Source organism: Rhodococcus sp. P14 (assembly GCF_000256505.1).
GTDB lineage: Bacteria > Actinomycetota > Actinomycetes > Mycobacteriales > Mycobacteriaceae > Rhodococcus > Rhodococcus ruber.
On record NZ_AJFC01000032.1, the window covers coordinates 1 to 14,140 of the forward strand.

Here is a 14,140-nt window from a genome sequence, read left to right on the forward strand (position 1 = left end):
GGCGCTCTGCTACGGCAACGTGCGGACCCAGTCGACGATCGCCCTCGCGACCTCGTGCGGAACCTCCGGGATCAGGGCATGTCCCGCACCGGGAACCAGCACGACGGTGACCCGGTCGGCGCCGAACTCGTCCGTGAGCTCCGCCCGCGTCGACGCCGGACGGAACACGTCGTCGCCGGCCTGCACGTCCAGCAGCGGCGACGGCGCGACCGGCCACCAGGATTCCTTGTCGGTGGCGGCCATCGCGCGGCGCTGCGCGACGATCGCCTCCGGCCACCAGCCGTCGAGCCAGACCGACGGGTCGTGCCCGTCCGCGAAGAACACCGCCCGCAGGTGCTCGAGCCGTTCGGAATCCGGCAGCGACAGGTCGGAGCACTTGGCGACGCGCTCGGTGAGCGAATCCGGAAATCGACGGGCACCCGCGGCGAGAATCGCGACCCCACGCACCAAATCGGGTCGATCCGCCGCGAGGACCCGCGCGACGTAGTGGCCGAAGGCGTGCCCGGCGAGGACGGCCGGGCCCGCACCCAGCCGCTCGATCACCTCGGCGACGTCGCGGGCGAGGTCGTGCAGGTCGAGGTCGTCGAGCGGACCGCGACTCGTGCCCACGCCGCGCGGCTGGGGCCGGATCGCACGGAACCCGGCCTCGGCAAGGTCCCGGGCGATCGGTGCGAACTCGTACGTGTCACGGCCGAGCGACGGCAGCAACACCACGGCCGGTCCGGTTCCGTCGACGAGCACTTCGAGGTCGACGTCGTCGAACGCGACCCTGCACACCTCGGTCATGGGATCCACCCCTTCCGGATGAGAATCTTCTCATCCCTCTCTCATTCGCGCGTCACGCCGCGGCCGCACCGTGGAGTCATGCGAACAGTGTGGACCGCCGCGATCGCCGTCGCCGCCGCCGTGGGCGTCGGTCTGCTCGCCTGGCTGACGTTGCGGCCGTCCCCGCCGTCGGAGCCGATGCCCCGCTCCCCCATCGTCGCGCCCGCCGTCGTCGCGCCGGCTCCCAGCCCCTCCGCGCCGGCCGAGCAGTCCCGCGGTTCTGCCCCCACCGTGCCCGGTGGGCTGGTCCCGCCCCCGCCCGCCGACGACCGGGACGACGACCATCGGGACGACGACCATCGGGACGACGATCAGGACGACCTCGACGACGACTGGGACGACGACCTCGACGATCGGGACGGGTAGGATCGCCACGTGAGTCCGGGCCGGTCGCTGCCGAGCATCCGGCGACCTCGATTCCGCAGCGCACGTACCCGCATCACCGGATGGGTCCTGCTGCTGGTGCTGTGCGCACTGGCCGTCGTCAGCGGCCTGACGTGGCTACTGATGATCCGCTCCATCGACCAGCGCATGCTCGACTCGCTGCGCACCGAGATCGCCGAGTTCACCGCGCTGACCGAATCGGGCGTGGACCCCGCCACCGGTGCGCCCTTCGCGAACGTCGCCGACGTACTCCGGGTGGTCATCACCTACAACCTCGCGCGCCCCAACGAGAAGTTCCTCGGCTACGTCGACGGGCAGTTCCGGTTCCAGAGCCGGGAGCAGGCACCGATCCGGCTCGCCGAGGACGCCGGATTCACCGCGGTCGCCGGATCGGTCACCGCGCCCCAGGAGGGCTCCTACGAGAGCGGTGCGGGCGAGGTCCTGTACCTCGCCGTGCCGGTCGGGCTCGACGGCGACCCCGCCCGCGGAGTCGTCGTCGCCGCGTACTTCGCCGACCAGGAACGCGAGAGCGCAGCGGACACCGCCCGGCTCATGGTGCTCGGCGGTGCCCTGACCGCCCTGGCCGCGGCCGGCGCCGCCTGGCTGCTCGCCGGGCGGATCCTCGCCCCGGTCCGCAACATCACGGCCACCGCCCAATCCATCACCGACACCGACCTGTCCGGCCGCATTCCGGAACCACCGGGTCCAGGGGACGAGATTTCCGCTCTGACAACGACTCTCAATGCGATGCTCGACCGGGTCGAAACCGGAGTCGCGGCACAGCGTCGCTTCCTCGACGACGCGGGTCACGAACTGCGCACGCCCATCACGATCGTGCGCGGACACCTCGAGGTCATGGATGCCCAGGACGCCGAGGACGTGCGCCAGACCGTCGCGCTGGTGGACGACGAGCTCGAACGCATGAACCGGATCGTGTCGGACCTGTTGCTGCTCGCGCGGGCGGAACAGCCGGCATTCGTCCGGCCGCACCGGGTCGACGTCGCGGAGTTGACGGCGGAGATCTTCGACAAGGCACGTCGTCTCGCCGACCGGGACTGGCGGCTCGAGACGTCGTCGCCGGTGTCCGTCGAACTGGACGCGCAACGCATCACGCAGGCCGTGCTCGCATTGGCGGACAACGCAAGTCATCACACCGAGCCGGGCGACCGCATCGGCCTCGGAACACAGTTCTCCGACCGCGAGCTCCGCTTCTGGGTGTCCGACACCGGCTCCGGAATCGACCCGGCAGATCAGGCCGTGATCTTCGATCGGTTCGCGCGGGGCGACTCGGGCAGCGTCCGCTCCGAGGGCGCCGGACTCGGCCTGTCCATCGTGCGTGCCATCGCCGTCGCGCACGGCGGCCGGGTCACCGTCGGCAGCGTGCCCGGCCAGGGCTCCACGTTCACCGTCACCGTTCCCGTCGAGCCCGTCGCCACCGGGCCGGACGCCGCAGGAGAGTACCCATGAGCAGGATCCTGATCGCCGAGGACGAGCAGCGCATCGCGTCCTTCATCGAGAAGGGCCTGCGCGCCAACGGATTCAGCACCGAGGTCGTCGCCGACGGGGTCACGGCGTACGGGCGGGCACGCAGCGGCGACCACGACCTGATGGTGCTCGACATCGGGCTGCCGCAGATGGACGGCTTCGCGGTGCTGGCCCTGCTGCGACGCGACGGCTCGACCCTCCCCGTGATCGTGCTGACCGCCCGCGACAGCGTGCAGGACGTGGTGGCGGGCCTCGAGGGCGGCGCCGACGACTACATGCCGAAGCCGTTCAAGTTCGAGGAACTCGTGGCCCGGATCCGATTGCGGCTCAACCCCGATCGCGGCGCAGAAACGACGGTGCTGCGCAACGGGGACCTGAGCCTGGACCTGCGGACCCGCCAGGTCGGGGTCGACGGGCGCACGGTCGACCTCTCGGCCCGCGAGTTCGCTCTCGCGGAGGCGTTCCTGCGGCACCCGGGACAGGTGCTGAGCCGGGAACAGCTGCTCTCGCAGGTGTGGGGGTACGACTTCGACCCCGGCTCCAACGTGGTCGACGTCTACGTGCGGTACCTGCGGGCCAAGATCGGCGCCGGACGTATCGAGACGGTGCGCGGGATGGGCTATCGACTGCTCGCGCCCCCCTGCCCTGCCGGCGGCGCGGGAGGCGTCGGCACGCGGCCGCGCCCCCGCGCCGTCGATGACTCAGTCGTCGTCCCGGTCGTCGTCCCAATCGTCGTTGCCGTCGTCGTCTCGGTCGTCGTCCCGGTCGTTGCCGTCGTCGTCGAGGTCGTCACAGCGGTCGTCCCACGCCTCGAAGTGCTCCTCGACGTAGTCGGGGTACGCGTCGTCCCAGTCGTCGAACCACCCCTCGCAGGTGGTCACGTCGATCGCGGGCCACCCGTCCCCCGGCGGGACGACGACCGCGGCGGCACCGGGCTGGGGCGCCGACGTCGCCGGGACGCGAGGGGTGTCGTCGGAATCGTCTGCCGTCGCGACCCCCGCGGCACCGAGGGTCGCCGCCGCGGCGAGAGCGCCTACCGCGATCCACTTCCTGCCGAACTCCATGACCAACCTCCTGTCGGTGGTGCGCCCTGTTGCGCAACACCCACTCTCGATCCCGCGCGTGAAACCTCGGGGAGACCGGCATGAGGGAGTTCTCATGATCGAAAACCGGGGGGTGGGTGCTGTGCTGCGAGGCGCCGCACGGACAATCGATCGACCGCACGGATCCCCCGGTCCGTGCGTCGTCCCGAGAGAAAGAGACACGCATGAAGATTCGTCGACTCGTCGCCACCGCGGCCGGGTGCGCTGCCCTCGTCGTCGCCGCGCCGGCCACCGCGAACGCCTTCTCGCTCGCAGACCTGCTGCCCACCGGCTCCGCGGACTTCCTGTTTCCGCAGCCCGCGCCGCCGGCACCCGCCCCGGCACCCCAGGCCGCGCCGCCGGCTCCCGCCCCCGCCCCGGCGCCCCAGGCGGCCCCGGCCCCTGCGCCGAGCGCCGGCTACAAGAACTGCACGGAGGCGTGGAACGCGGGCGTGGCACCGCTGTACCGGGACGAGCCCGGCTATGCGCCGAAGCTGGACCGCGACGACGACGGCGTCGCGTGCGAGGTCGATCCCCGCTAGGACCGCCCTCCACGACAACGGGGGCCTGCGACCGTCGCCGGTCGCAGGCCCCCGTTGCAATATGCGGTGGTCGGAGCCGGCGCGGTGGTCAGAGCCAGCGCGGCGGTTGTTCGTCGGCGCCGGCGGTGAGTCCGACGGCGCCGCGCCCGGCGGCCCAGCGCACGACGGCGGCGAGCGGGCCGCTCACCTTCGCGGTCGTGGCGGCATCGTCGCGGACCGCGATCGGGGCGCGCCCCTCCACCTCGAGCACGAGACCGGCCCCGAGGTCCTTCCTGCGCCACATGCCCACGACGTCGTCGAGCAGCGAGTCGAGGACGACGGGCGGGAAGTCGCCGAAGCGCGCGCCGTTGCCCAGGTCCACCGCGTGGATCCACACCTCGCGGGTGCGCATCCACGCGGTCTCCTCGGCCGGCACCATCCGGCCCTGTGCGGTGCGGACCTGTGCCTGCCACGCCGATTCCGGCAGGTGCCGCCACTTCTCGTCGAGCCGGGCCACGGTGTGGGCGAACAGGTTCCGCAGCGCCGCGGCGTTCAGGGTGGCGCCTTCGGCGATCTCCTGGGCGCGCTGCTCGGTGGAGGCGTACATGGGTGTCTCGACGCCCGTGGCCGCCCAGTCCATGAGCCGGCACAACGCCGCGGCGTTGTAGCCGACGTGCGCGACGAGGTGCTTGCGGGTCCATCCCTCGAGCGCGGTCGGGGTGTCCAGCTCGTCGTCGGTGAGTTCGGCGAGCCGCTGGGAGAAGTACGCGGTGCCGCGCCGGGCGATCAGCAGCCGCTCGGACAGGTCGAGATCGTTGAACCCCACAGGCATGCTCCTACTTGACGACGGTCTTGTTGCGCACCGTACCGAGGCCCTCGATGCTGACCTCGACCGTCTCCCCGTCGCCGATGTAGCGGGCGGGCTTGCGGGCGTGCCCCACCCCGCCGGTGGTGCCGGTGATGATGACGTCGCCGGGCTGCAGGGTGACGATGTGGGAGATGTAGTCCACCAGCTTGGCCGGGGTGAACACCAGGTCGTCGGTGGTGGCCGACTGCATGACCTCACCCTCGAGCCGGGTCTCGATGCGGCTGCCGAGGGTGTAGTCGGTGCTCAGGAACGGACCGAAGCCGCTGGTCTTCTCGAAGGTCTTGCCCTGGTCCCACTGCAGCGTGCGGTACTGGTAGTCGCGCATCGTGTAGTCGTTGATCACCGAGTAGCCGGCGATGTACTGCTCGGCGTCGGCCTCGGACACCTGGTACGCCTGCTTGCCGATCACGACGGCCAGCTCGGCCTCCCAGTCGAGCTGACCGGCGGCGTACTCGGGGACGATCACGTCGTCGTAGGGGCCGGTGAGGGCCTCCTTGAACTTCGAGAACAGCGTCGGATACTCGGGCAGGTCGCGGCCCATCTCCTTGATGTGGGTGGCGTAGTTCAGGCCGACGCAGACGATCTTGCCGGGGTTGGGCACGACCGGCGCGTAGTCGGCGTCCGTCAGGTCGACGGTGCGGCCGGCGGCCTGCTCGGCGACGGTCTTCCAGGTCGGGTCGGCCAGCAGTGCGGACAGGTCGGCGTAGCCGTCGACGACGGTGGCGGTGGTGTCGGAATCGACGCGCACGGCGGCGGTGGTGCCGTCGAGGCGGAGGGTGGCGAGTCGCATGTCGGGTCAGGCTCCTTCGGAGATGTAGGTGCGGTTGAAGTGCAGGCGTTCGACGATGGGGGCGTCGGAGAAGGCGAACAGGTCGACGCCGCCGTCGGTCTCGAGCGACCACTCCACCCAGGACGGCACGACGATCATGTCGCCCTTGGTGACGTCGTGGTCGGTGCCGCCGAGGTGGAACCGGCCTTCGCCCTCGAAGACCTGGAACACGGTCGAGCCGACGTCGCGCCGGGTGCGGGTGTGGGCGCCGGCCCGCAGCCGGTGGAACTCGGCGCGGATGGTGGGCATGACGTCGCCGCCGGTGGTCGGGTTGGTGTACCGGATCGCGGCATGGCCCGGTTCGGGGGTGGCGGCGTAGCCCTCGTCCTCGAGGGCGAGCTGCTCGTTCAGCGCGGCGTCGGTGTACTTCCAGCGGTAGCACGCGATCGGCGAGCTGGCCTTGGCGTCGAGACCGACCAGCGGGCGCAGGCCCGGGTGCACCCACAGCCGCTCGGACCGGGAGACGTCGGGGGTGGACTCGTCGGTCACGCCGTCGGATCCGAACTCGAAGAACCCGGTGTCGGTGTAGTTGACGAACGGGATGTCGAGGCCGTCGATCCACGCCATCGGGTGGTCGGTCTCGTTGTGGTGCCCGTGGAAGTTCCAGCCGGGGGTGAGCAGGAAGTCGCCGCGGCACATGGCCACCGGATCGCCGTTGACCACGGTCCACACGCCTTCACCCTCGACGACGAACCGGAAGGCGTTCTGCGAGTGCCGGTGCTCGGGCGCGGTCTCCTTGGGTCCGAGGTACTGGATCGCCGCCCACAGCGTGGGGGTGACGTAGGGGACGCCGCCGAGTCCGGGGTTGGCCAGGGCGATGGCACGCCGCTCGCCGCCGCGGCCCACGGGGACGAGGTCACCGGCCCGCTGAGCGAGCGGGTACAGGGTCGACCACTTCCACACGAACGGCACGGCCTTCGACGTCGGCACCATCGGCATCAGGTCGCCGAGCTGGGTCCACAGCGGGTTGAGGTGCTCGGCCTCGAAGTCCGTGTAGAGCTGCTGCAGCTCGGGATCGGTGTTCTCGGTTGCGGTCATGACCTCTCCTCGTGAAGCGGGACACCTGCGGCGTTGCTCTCAACGTAGGTCGCCCGGTCCCGCGCCGCCCATGCAATTCTGCTATACGGAATCCGAGGTCCGATCCGTGCCGCATCGCCCCGCGTCACTCGATGTGCGCTACCTCGACCTCGATCCCCCGGATCGCGGTCCGCATCCGGGAGACGAGAGAGCCGTCGAGGTGCTGGCGGTAGCGCGTGATCGGCACCGCCGCCGTGAGCGCCGCGATCGCCCGCCCGTGCCCGTTGCGGACGGCGACGCCGAACGCGGCGACCCCCTCCTCCGTCTGCTCGACGTTGACGGCGAACCCCACCTTGCGGGCCGCCTCGAGCTCGGTGAGGAACACCTCGAACTCGCCGGGGGCGAGCCGGCGGTCCACCCCGTAGCCCACCGTCGGGCGCGGATCGACGTGCGGCTCCTCGGGCGGTCGCAGGTAGAGCTGCTCCAGCGTCTGTCTCGGCAACTCCGCCAACAGGATTCGACCACCGGCGGTGAGCTCCGCGGGAAGCACCTGGCCCTGCCGGTCGCCGACCCGCAGCATCGACTCGGATTCCGCGGAGTAGAGGAACCGGGCCTGCGACCCCACCCGGACGACGAGGTTGATCGTCTCGCCGGTCAGGATCGCCAGCGCCTCCATGTGCGGCCTGCTGAGGTCGGCGAGCTCGCGCGTCCAGCCCTGCTGTGCGGGCCCCACCCCCATCGCCGGCCCGGGATGGTAGCGGCGCTTCTCGTCCTGCACGGCGAACCCGCGGTAGACCAGCATCGAGAGCAGACGGTGGGCCGTCGACGGCGCCGTCCCGAGTTCCTCCGCGGCGTCCTTGAGCCGCAGCGCGCCGACGTCGCGGAGCATCTGCAGCAGCCGCAGCGCGTTGTCCACCGACTCGAGCGCGTACGACGGCCGGGTGATGGTCTTGGACGCCCTCTTCGGCGCCGACGGTTTTTTCTGCACAACAGAACTTTATTGCAGCGGCGGAGTGGGGCGCATCACGGTAGAAGCATGCACAGTTCCCCCGACGCCGTCGCCACCGGCGACCGCACGATCGTCCTGCATCGCGGGACAGCGCTCGCCGTGATCGTCTGCTGGCTGTTCGTCGTCTTCGACGGCTACGACCTCATCGTCTACGGCAACGTCATCTCGAGCCTCCAGGACGAGTGGGGCATCAGCGCCGCGACCGCCGGCACCCTCGGCAGCCTCGCCTTCCTCGGCATGATGATCGGCGCGGTGCTCGCCGGGCGCCTGTCCGACGCGATCGGCCGCAAGCAGGCCGTCATCGGCTGCGTCGTGGTGCTGTCGGTGTTCACCACGCTCTGCGCCGTCGCCACCGGCCCCATCATGTTCGGGGCGATGCGGCTGATCGCCGGCCTGGGCCTCGGCGGCCTGGTCCCCACGTCGAACGCGCTGGCCGCCGAACTCGTCCCGCCGCGATGGCGTGCGGCCGTCGCGACGATGATGATGTCGGGCGTGCCGATCGGCGGGTCCGTCGCGGCCCTGCTCGGCATCCCCGTCATTCCCCACTGGGGCTGGCGCCCGATGTTCCTGTTCGCCCTCGTGCCCCTGTTCGTCCTGGTGCCGTTGGCGCTGAAGTACCTGCCCGACACGCATTCCAAGACGGACGCCCCCACCGGCGGCGGCTTCCGCGAGCTGCTCGGGTCGCGGTTCCGGACCATCAGCGTCATGTTCGCTCTCGTCACCGTGGTGACGCTGCTCGCCTGGTACGGCCTGGGCACCTGGCTGCCGAAGCTCATGCAGAACACCGGCACCGACCTCGGCAGCGCCCTGACCTTCGCGCTCGCGCTGAACCTCGGCGCGGTGGCCGGCTCGTTCATCACCGCGTGGGGCGGCGTGCGGTTCGGCACCGTGCCCACGAGCATCGTCGCCGCGTTCGTCGCCGGTGTCGCGCTGCTCGCCCTGCTGCTCTCCCCGCCCACCGCGATCGTGTACGCGATCTTCGTGCTCGCCGGCGTCGGCACCCACGGAACGCAGTGCCTGATCATCGCGGCGGTGGCCTCCTACTACCCCGACCACCTGCGCGGCACCGCGCTCGGCTGGGCTCTGGGTGTCGGCCGGATCGGCGCCGTCGCGGCCCCGCAGATCGGCGGCTGGCTGCTCGCCGCCGGGCTGGGCGCGAACTCCAACTTCATCCTCTTCGCCGTGAGCGCACTGATCGCCTCGCTGCTGCTGACCGTCGTGTGGAAGCGATTCCCCGTCAGCGACGACGCGCCGCGCGGCCCGATCCTCGCCCACTGATCCACCCCTCATCCCGATACCGATCACAAGGAGTGTCATGTCCGATCTGAAGGACGCCCGGGTTCTCGTCGCCGGCGGCGGCATCGGCGGCGTCGCCAACGCCCTCGCCCTCGCCCTCCGGGGTGCCGAGGTCACGCTGTTCGAGCGCGCGTCGGAATTCGGCGAGGTGGGCGCCGGACTGCAGATCGGCCCGCACGGCTCCCGCATCCTCCAGGCGCTCGGCGTCTACGACGAGGTCATCTCCAAGGGGGTCCTGCCGAAGAACCTCGTCTTCCGCGACGCCGTCACCGCCGAGATCCTCACCAAGGTCGACCTCGGCCACGACTACCAGCAGCACTACGGCGGGGTGTACTTCGTCGTGCACCGTTCCGATCTGCACTCGGTGCTCGTCGAGGCCGCCCGCCGGGCCGGCGCCGACCTGCGCACCGACGCCGCCGTGCACGACGTCGTCACCGAGGGCGACAAGGTCCGCGTCATCCTCGAGAGCGGCGAGGAGCACGTCGGCGACATCGCCCTCGGCATGGACGGCCTGCACTCGCGGCTGCGCCCGAAGCTATCCGACGACAAGCCGGTCGGCTCCGGGTACGTCGCCTTCCGCGGCACGTTCCCGATGGACGAGGTCCCCCTCGAGGAGGAGATCGAGGACGTCGTCGGCTACATCGGCCCGCGCTGCCACTTCATCCAGTACCCGCTGCGCCAGGGCGAGATGCTCAACCAGGTGGCCGTCTTCCAGTCGCCCGCCTTCCTGCGCGGCGAGGAGAAGTGGGGCAGCCCCGAGGAACTCGCGCACGCCTACGACCACTGCCACGAGAGCGTGCAGACCGCGCTGAAGTACCTGTGGACCGACCGGTGGTGGCCGATGTTCGACCGCGACCCGATCGATAACTGGGTCGACGGCCGCATGATCCTGCTCGGCGATGCCGCCCATCCCCCGCTGCAGTACCTCGCCTCCGGCGCCGTGATGGCCCTCGAGGACGCCAAGTGCCTGGCCGACTACGCCGCCGAGGACTACCGGGGCGACAACGCCAACTGGCCGCAGATCCTGCGTGACGTCAACGCCGAACGCGCCCCGCGCTGCAACCGCATCCTCACCACCGGCCGCATGTGGGGCGACCTGTGGCACCTCGACGGCGCCGGCCGCGAGGCCCGCAACGAACTGTTCCGCACCCGCGACACGTCGAGCTACAAGTACACCGACTGGCTCTGGGGCTACAGCTCCAACCGCCACCGCTGACTCCCACCGTCGCCGGTCCGATCGCCCGAATGCGCGGGCCGAATGTCACACCGGTTCGATTGAATCGAACCGGTGTGACATTCGGCCACGGGCTCGTAGGCTGGCGCGCATGGGGTCACTGCGGGCTGCCGTCGTGGGTGGGGGGATCATCGGGGCCGCCACCGCGCGCGAGCTGGCGACGCACGGCGCCGACGTCACGCTGTTCGAGAAGGAGCCCCGGCTCGCCGCGCACCAGACCGGTCACAACAGCGGCGTCGTGCACGCCGGGCTGTACTACCCGCCCGGCAGCCTCAAGGCACGCCTGTGCCGGCGCGGGGTGCACCTGCTCGCCGAGTTCACCGCCGCCCGCGCCCTGCCGTACGACGAGTGCGGCAAGATCGTCGTCGCACTCGACGCGAGCGAGCTCGACCGGCTCGACGCCATCCACGAACGCGCCGTCGCCAACGGCGTGCCCGGGATCCGCCGCATCGGGCCGGAGGAGATCACCGACATCGAGCCGCACGCGCGCGGCATCGCCGCGCTGCACTCCCCGCACACCGCGATCGTCGACTACGTCGCGGTGACCACCGCCCTCGCCGACGACGTCACGGCGTCGGGCGGCACCGTCCGCCTGGCCACACCCGTCACGGCGATCCGCCCCCGCGGCGACGAGGTGCTCGTCGGCACCGGCACCGGCACGGACGGCTTCGACCTGGTGATCACGTGCGCGGGCCTGCAGTCGGACCGGCTCGCCCACGACGCCGGGGACCCCGCGACGCCCGCGATCGTGCCGTTCCTCGGCGACTACCACCTGCTGCGGCCCGACGTGGCCGGGCGGGTGCGCGGACTGATCTATCCGGTGCCCGATCCGCGGTACCCGTTCCTCGGGGTCCACCTGACCAAACGGATCGACGGGGCGATCATGCTGGGGCCCAACGCATTCCTGGCGCCGGGACGCGAAGCGTACGACGGCCGGTCGAGGTCGCTGCGGGACCTGCGCGACGCCGTGCTCTTCCCCGGCTTCCGCAGGTTCGCCGCACGCAACGTCCCGGCCGCGATGCGCGAGCTGCGCACGGCGGTCAGCATCCGGCGGTTCGTCGCCGAGGCCGCGAAGTACGTGCCCGGACTGACCGTCGCCGACGTGCTGCCGGGCCCGCGGGGGATCCGCGCGCAGGCAATGGACGCCGACGGCTCGCTCGTCGACGACTTCGTCATCACCGGGCACGGGCGGGTGGTGCACCTGCGCAATGCGCCCTCCCCCGGCGCGACGTCGTCGATGGCGATCGCCGAGTACCTCGTGGACGCGGCCCTCGAACGGGCGGGCCTGCGGACCTGACGCCCCGGTGTCACCGTCGCCAGAACAGGTGGTGGATCACGCCGCTCGGGCTGGGCACGACCTCGAGGTGGAACCGATCGAGCAGCTCGTCGGGCGACTCCCACAGGCGCACCCCGGCTCCGAGCTGCACCGCCGGTACGACCGCCACGTGCATGGTGTCGACGAGGTCCGCGTCGAGGAATTCCCGGATGGTGGTGGCCCCGCCCCCGAGCCGGACGTCCTTGCCCTGGGCCGCCTCCCGCGCCTGCGTGAGGACCGTGGCCGGGTCGCCGTCGACGAAGTGGAACGTCGTGTCGGACAGCGTGAACGACGGTCGCGGATGGTGGGTCAGCACGAACACCGGGGTGTGGAAGGGCGGTTCGCCGCCCCACCAGCCGCGCCAGTCGTGGTCCTGCCACGGCCCCCGTTGCGGACCGAACTTGTTCCGGCCCATGATCTCGGCACCGATGTTGCGGGCGAAGTCCCGCGTGAAGTAGTCGTCGAGGCCCCGGCTCCCGCCCGGATCGGTACGGTTGGGCCAGCTCGCGGTCGCGCCGGCCCACGCGAACATCGAACCGGGGTCCGCGTGCCCGAACGGCCGCTCGAGGCTCTGGCCTTCCCCGGCTCCGAAACCGTCCCCCGAGACGGCGAAGTTCTGAACCCTCACCAGCTGATCCACCGGGCACCTCCTGCACTGTCGACAGCATTGCACAGGTTCGGACTCCGCGAGGCGGGCAAACTCATCGGCGCACGAGGGATCCGTCCGTTCACACGACGTACGTCTCGAGCCACCGCTTCATCACGGCGGTGGCGTGCGCGAGCGTCTCGGGCTGCACCGACCGCAGGTCGGCGGCGACGGCGTCGGCCGCCCCGGCCCCGAGGGTCGCCTCCAGCGACGCCCGGTACTCGTCGATCGCGAGCCAGTCGGCCAGCTGGTCGGCATCGGCCTCGAGATGGAACTGCACCCCGTAGCTGCTCCCGTGCCGGAACACCTGGTTCGGGTAGGCCCGCGACGAGGCGAGCAGGGTGGCGCCCGGCGGCAGGTCGAAGGTGTCGGCGTGCCACTGCAGCACCGGGAAGGTGGACGGCAGCTCGCCCCACACCGGGTCGGCGGCCGAGGCGTGCGCGAGTTCCACCTCGCCCACGCCGACCTCCGGGACGGGGCCGGTGTGGACGTCGGCGCCGAGGGCCGCGGCGAGCAGCTGGGCGCCGAGGCACACCCCCCACACCGGAATGCCGGCGGCCACGGCCGCCCGCAGGTAGGCGATCTCCTCGCCGAGCCACGGCACCGTCGCGGCGTCGGCGACGCCCATCGGGCCACCCATGACCACGACGGCGGCGTAGTCGAGCGCGGCGGGCACCGGGTCGCGCCAGAGCCGCACGGTGTGGACCTGCACGTACTGCTCGAGCACCGGCAGATACGCGGCCGGGCCCTCGCAGTCGAGGTGGCGGAGTTCCAGGACGACAGGGTTCATCGCCTCAGCATGCCCGCTGCACGTTGCCCCGCGGGTGCCCGGAGCATGAACGTTCGGTGAGCGAACGTCGCCGTCGGTGCTCCCCCACCGACGACCGTCGCCGTGGTGCGATGGGGGAAGGCGGCCCGACGGGCGGGCCCGCGACGGAAGGATTCGACATGGCACGGATCGTGATCATCGGCGGCCACGGGAAGGTGGCCCTGCACCTCGAGCGGCTGCTCGCCGACGCCGGCGACGAGGTGACCGCGGTGATCCGCAACCCCGACCACGCCGACGACGTGCGCGCCGCAGGTGCGACGCCGGTCGTGGCCGACGTCGAGCACCTCGGCGTCGACGACCTCGTGCCGCTGCTCGAGGGGCACGACGCGGTGGTGTGGTCGGCGGGCGCGGGCGGCGGCAACCCGCAGCGCACGTACGCCGTGGACCGCGACGCGGCGATCGGGTCCATGACCGCGGCCGAGCGTGCGGGGGTCCGCCGCTACGTGATGGTGTCGTACTTCGGGGCCGGCCCGGACCACGGCGTTCCCGAGGACAACGGCTTCTACGCGTATGCCGAGGCGAAGGCGGCCGCGGACGCGCACCTGCGCGGCACGGACCTGGACTGGACGATTCTGGGCCCGAGCGCGCTGACCCTCGATCCGCCGACCGGCCGGATCGAGACCGGCCCGGACGCCGGCAAGGGACAGGTCTCGCGGGCGGATGTGGCGGCGGTCGCGGCCGCGGTACTGCACCGGCCCGCGACGGTGCGACGCACGATCGAGTTCAACAACGGGGACACCCCGATCGGGGACGTCCTCGACGCGCTCGGCTGAGCCGCCCTTGACGGACGCCGCGGGCGA

14 protein-coding genes and 1 pseudogene are annotated in these 14,140 nt (G+C 71.5%); 8 read left to right on the forward strand and 7 right to left on the reverse strand.

The genetic code is table 11. The features are described from left to right. Nucleotides 1-9: 9 nt before the first annotated feature. Nucleotides 10-786, reverse strand: a complete 777-nt coding sequence (locus OEY_RS0102335) for an alpha/beta fold hydrolase (protein ID WP_010592338.1) — start codon at nucleotides 784-786, stop codon at nucleotides 10-12. Nucleotides 787-864: 78 nt separating this feature from the next. Here OEY_RS0102335 and OEY_RS0102340 point away from each other — a divergent pair, with 78 nt between their 5' ends. The 4 genes and pseudogenes from OEY_RS0102340 (at nucleotide 865) to OEY_RS0102355 (ending at nucleotide 4,318) form a co-directional block, all read left to right on the forward strand. Continuing rightward, the gene (locus OEY_RS0102340; protein WP_225223171.1) at nucleotides 865-1,191 is read left to right on the forward strand and encodes a hypothetical protein; all 327 of its coding nucleotides are present in this window, start codon (nucleotides 865-867) and stop codon (nucleotides 1,189-1,191) included. A gap of 9 nt (nucleotides 1,192-1,200) precedes the next feature. Next, complete coding sequence (locus OEY_RS0102345; protein ID WP_010592340.1) at nucleotides 1,201-2,676, forward strand: sensor histidine kinase; 1,476 nt, start codon at nucleotides 1,201-1,203, stop codon at nucleotides 2,674-2,676. Continuing rightward, a pseudogene (locus OEY_RS27945) lies at nucleotides 2,673-3,326 on the forward strand (response regulator transcription factor); the annotation flags it as partial. The gene OEY_RS0102345 and the pseudogene OEY_RS27945, both read left to right, overlap by 4 nt. A gap of 635 nt (nucleotides 3,327-3,961) precedes the next feature. Beyond that, the gene (locus OEY_RS0102355) at nucleotides 3,962-4,318 is read left to right on the forward strand and encodes an excalibur calcium-binding domain-containing protein (protein ID WP_010592342.1); all 357 of its coding nucleotides are present in this window, start codon (nucleotides 3,962-3,964) and stop codon (nucleotides 4,316-4,318) included. Between the two features lie 88 nt (nucleotides 4,319-4,406). On the opposite strand, the gene OEY_RS0102360 is transcribed toward OEY_RS0102355, so the two are convergent. From OEY_RS0102360 to OEY_RS0102375, 4 genes are all read right to left on the reverse strand, one after another. Beyond that, nucleotides 4,407-5,123 carry a maleylpyruvate isomerase family mycothiol-dependent enzyme gene (locus OEY_RS0102360; protein WP_010592343.1) on the reverse strand — a complete coding sequence of 239 codons (717 nt, stop codon included), beginning with the start codon at nucleotides 5,121-5,123 and terminating at the stop codon, nucleotides 4,407-4,409. A gap of 10 nt (nucleotides 5,124-5,133) precedes the next feature. Next, nucleotides 5,134-5,955 (reverse strand): fumarylacetoacetate hydrolase family protein, encoded by an 822-nt coding sequence (locus OEY_RS0102365; protein ID WP_010592344.1) that lies wholly within the window; start codon nucleotides 5,953-5,955, stop codon nucleotides 5,134-5,136. A gap of 6 nt (nucleotides 5,956-5,961) precedes the next feature. Then, complete coding sequence (locus OEY_RS0102370) at nucleotides 5,962-7,032, reverse strand: cupin domain-containing protein (protein ID WP_010592345.1); 1,071 nt, start codon at nucleotides 7,030-7,032, stop codon at nucleotides 5,962-5,964. 124 nt (nucleotides 7,033-7,156) lie between these two features. Further along, a complete protein-coding gene (locus OEY_RS0102375; RefSeq protein WP_010592346.1) occupies nucleotides 7,157-7,999 on the reverse strand; it encodes an IclR family transcriptional regulator in 843 nt (280 codons plus the stop codon). A 48-nt stretch (nucleotides 8,000-8,047) separates the two neighbouring features. Here OEY_RS0102375 and OEY_RS0102380 point away from each other — a divergent pair, with 48 nt between their 5' ends. The 3 genes from OEY_RS0102380 (at nucleotide 8,048) to lhgO (ending at nucleotide 11,847) form a co-directional block, all read left to right on the forward strand. Beyond that, a complete protein-coding gene (locus OEY_RS0102380; RefSeq protein ID WP_010592347.1) occupies nucleotides 8,048-9,298 on the forward strand; it encodes an MFS transporter in 1,251 nt (416 codons plus the stop codon). A gap of 37 nt (nucleotides 9,299-9,335) precedes the next feature. Further along, nucleotides 9,336-10,532, forward strand: coding sequence for an FAD-dependent monooxygenase (locus tag OEY_RS0102385; RefSeq protein WP_010592348.1), 1,197 nt, complete (start codon nucleotides 9,336-9,338; stop codon nucleotides 10,530-10,532). 109 nt (nucleotides 10,533-10,641) lie between these two features. Then, nucleotides 10,642-11,847 (forward strand): L-2-hydroxyglutarate oxidase, encoded by a 1,206-nt coding sequence (lhgO, locus tag OEY_RS0102390; protein WP_010592349.1) that lies wholly within the window; start codon nucleotides 10,642-10,644, stop codon nucleotides 11,845-11,847. Between the two features lie 10 nt (nucleotides 11,848-11,857). On the opposite strand, the gene OEY_RS0102395 is transcribed toward lhgO, so the two are convergent. Then, complete coding sequence (locus OEY_RS0102395) at nucleotides 11,858-12,505, reverse strand: dihydrofolate reductase family protein (RefSeq protein WP_010592350.1); 648 nt, start codon at nucleotides 12,503-12,505, stop codon at nucleotides 11,858-11,860. 88 nt (nucleotides 12,506-12,593) lie between these two features. Then, the gene (locus tag OEY_RS0102400) at nucleotides 12,594-13,301 is read right to left on the reverse strand and encodes a type 1 glutamine amidotransferase (RefSeq protein ID WP_010592351.1); all 708 of its coding nucleotides are present in this window, start codon (nucleotides 13,299-13,301) and stop codon (nucleotides 12,594-12,596) included. 158 nt (nucleotides 13,302-13,459) lie between these two features. On the opposite strand from OEY_RS0102400, the gene OEY_RS0102405 reads away from it, so the two are divergent. Continuing rightward, nucleotides 13,460-14,113, forward strand: a complete 654-nt coding sequence (locus tag OEY_RS0102405) for an SDR family oxidoreductase (RefSeq protein ID WP_010592352.1) — start codon at nucleotides 13,460-13,462, stop codon at nucleotides 14,111-14,113. The last annotated feature ends 27 nt before the right edge of the window (nucleotides 14,114-14,140 follow it).

What these genes read in the sequence shown, in the direction of transcription:
- OEY_RS0102335 (WP_010592338.1), bottom strand. Translation starts at nt 786, where the DNA reads ATGACCGAGGTGTGCAGGGTCGCGTTCGACGACGTCGACCTCGAAGTG.
- OEY_RS0102340 (WP_225223171.1), top strand. Translation starts at nt 865, where the DNA reads ATGCGAACAGTGTGGACCGCCGCGATCGCCGTCGCCGCCGCCGTGGGC.
- OEY_RS0102355 (WP_010592342.1), top strand. Translation starts at nt 3,962, where the DNA reads ATGAAGATTCGTCGACTCGTCGCCACCGCGGCCGGGTGCGCTGCCCTC.
- OEY_RS0102365 (WP_010592344.1), bottom strand. Translation starts at nt 5,955, where the DNA reads ATGCGACTCGCCACCCTCCGCCTCGACGGCACCACCGCCGCCGTGCGC.
- OEY_RS0102370 (WP_010592345.1), bottom strand. Translation starts at nt 7,032, where the DNA reads ATGACCGCAACCGAGAACACCGATCCCGAGCTGCAGCAGCTCTACACG.
- OEY_RS0102380 (WP_010592347.1), top strand. Translation starts at nt 8,048, where the DNA reads ATGCACAGTTCCCCCGACGCCGTCGCCACCGGCGACCGCACGATCGTC.
- OEY_RS0102385 (WP_010592348.1), top strand. Translation starts at nt 9,336, where the DNA reads ATGTCCGATCTGAAGGACGCCCGGGTTCTCGTCGCCGGCGGCGGCATC.
- lhgO (WP_010592349.1), top strand. Translation starts at nt 10,642, where the DNA reads ATGGGGTCACTGCGGGCTGCCGTCGTGGGTGGGGGGATCATCGGGGCC.
- OEY_RS0102400 (WP_010592351.1), bottom strand. Translation starts at nt 13,301, where the DNA reads ATGAACCCTGTCGTCCTGGAACTCCGCCACCTCGACTGCGAGGGCCCG.
- OEY_RS0102405 (WP_010592352.1), top strand. Translation starts at nt 13,460, where the DNA reads ATGGCACGGATCGTGATCATCGGCGGCCACGGGAAGGTGGCCCTGCAC.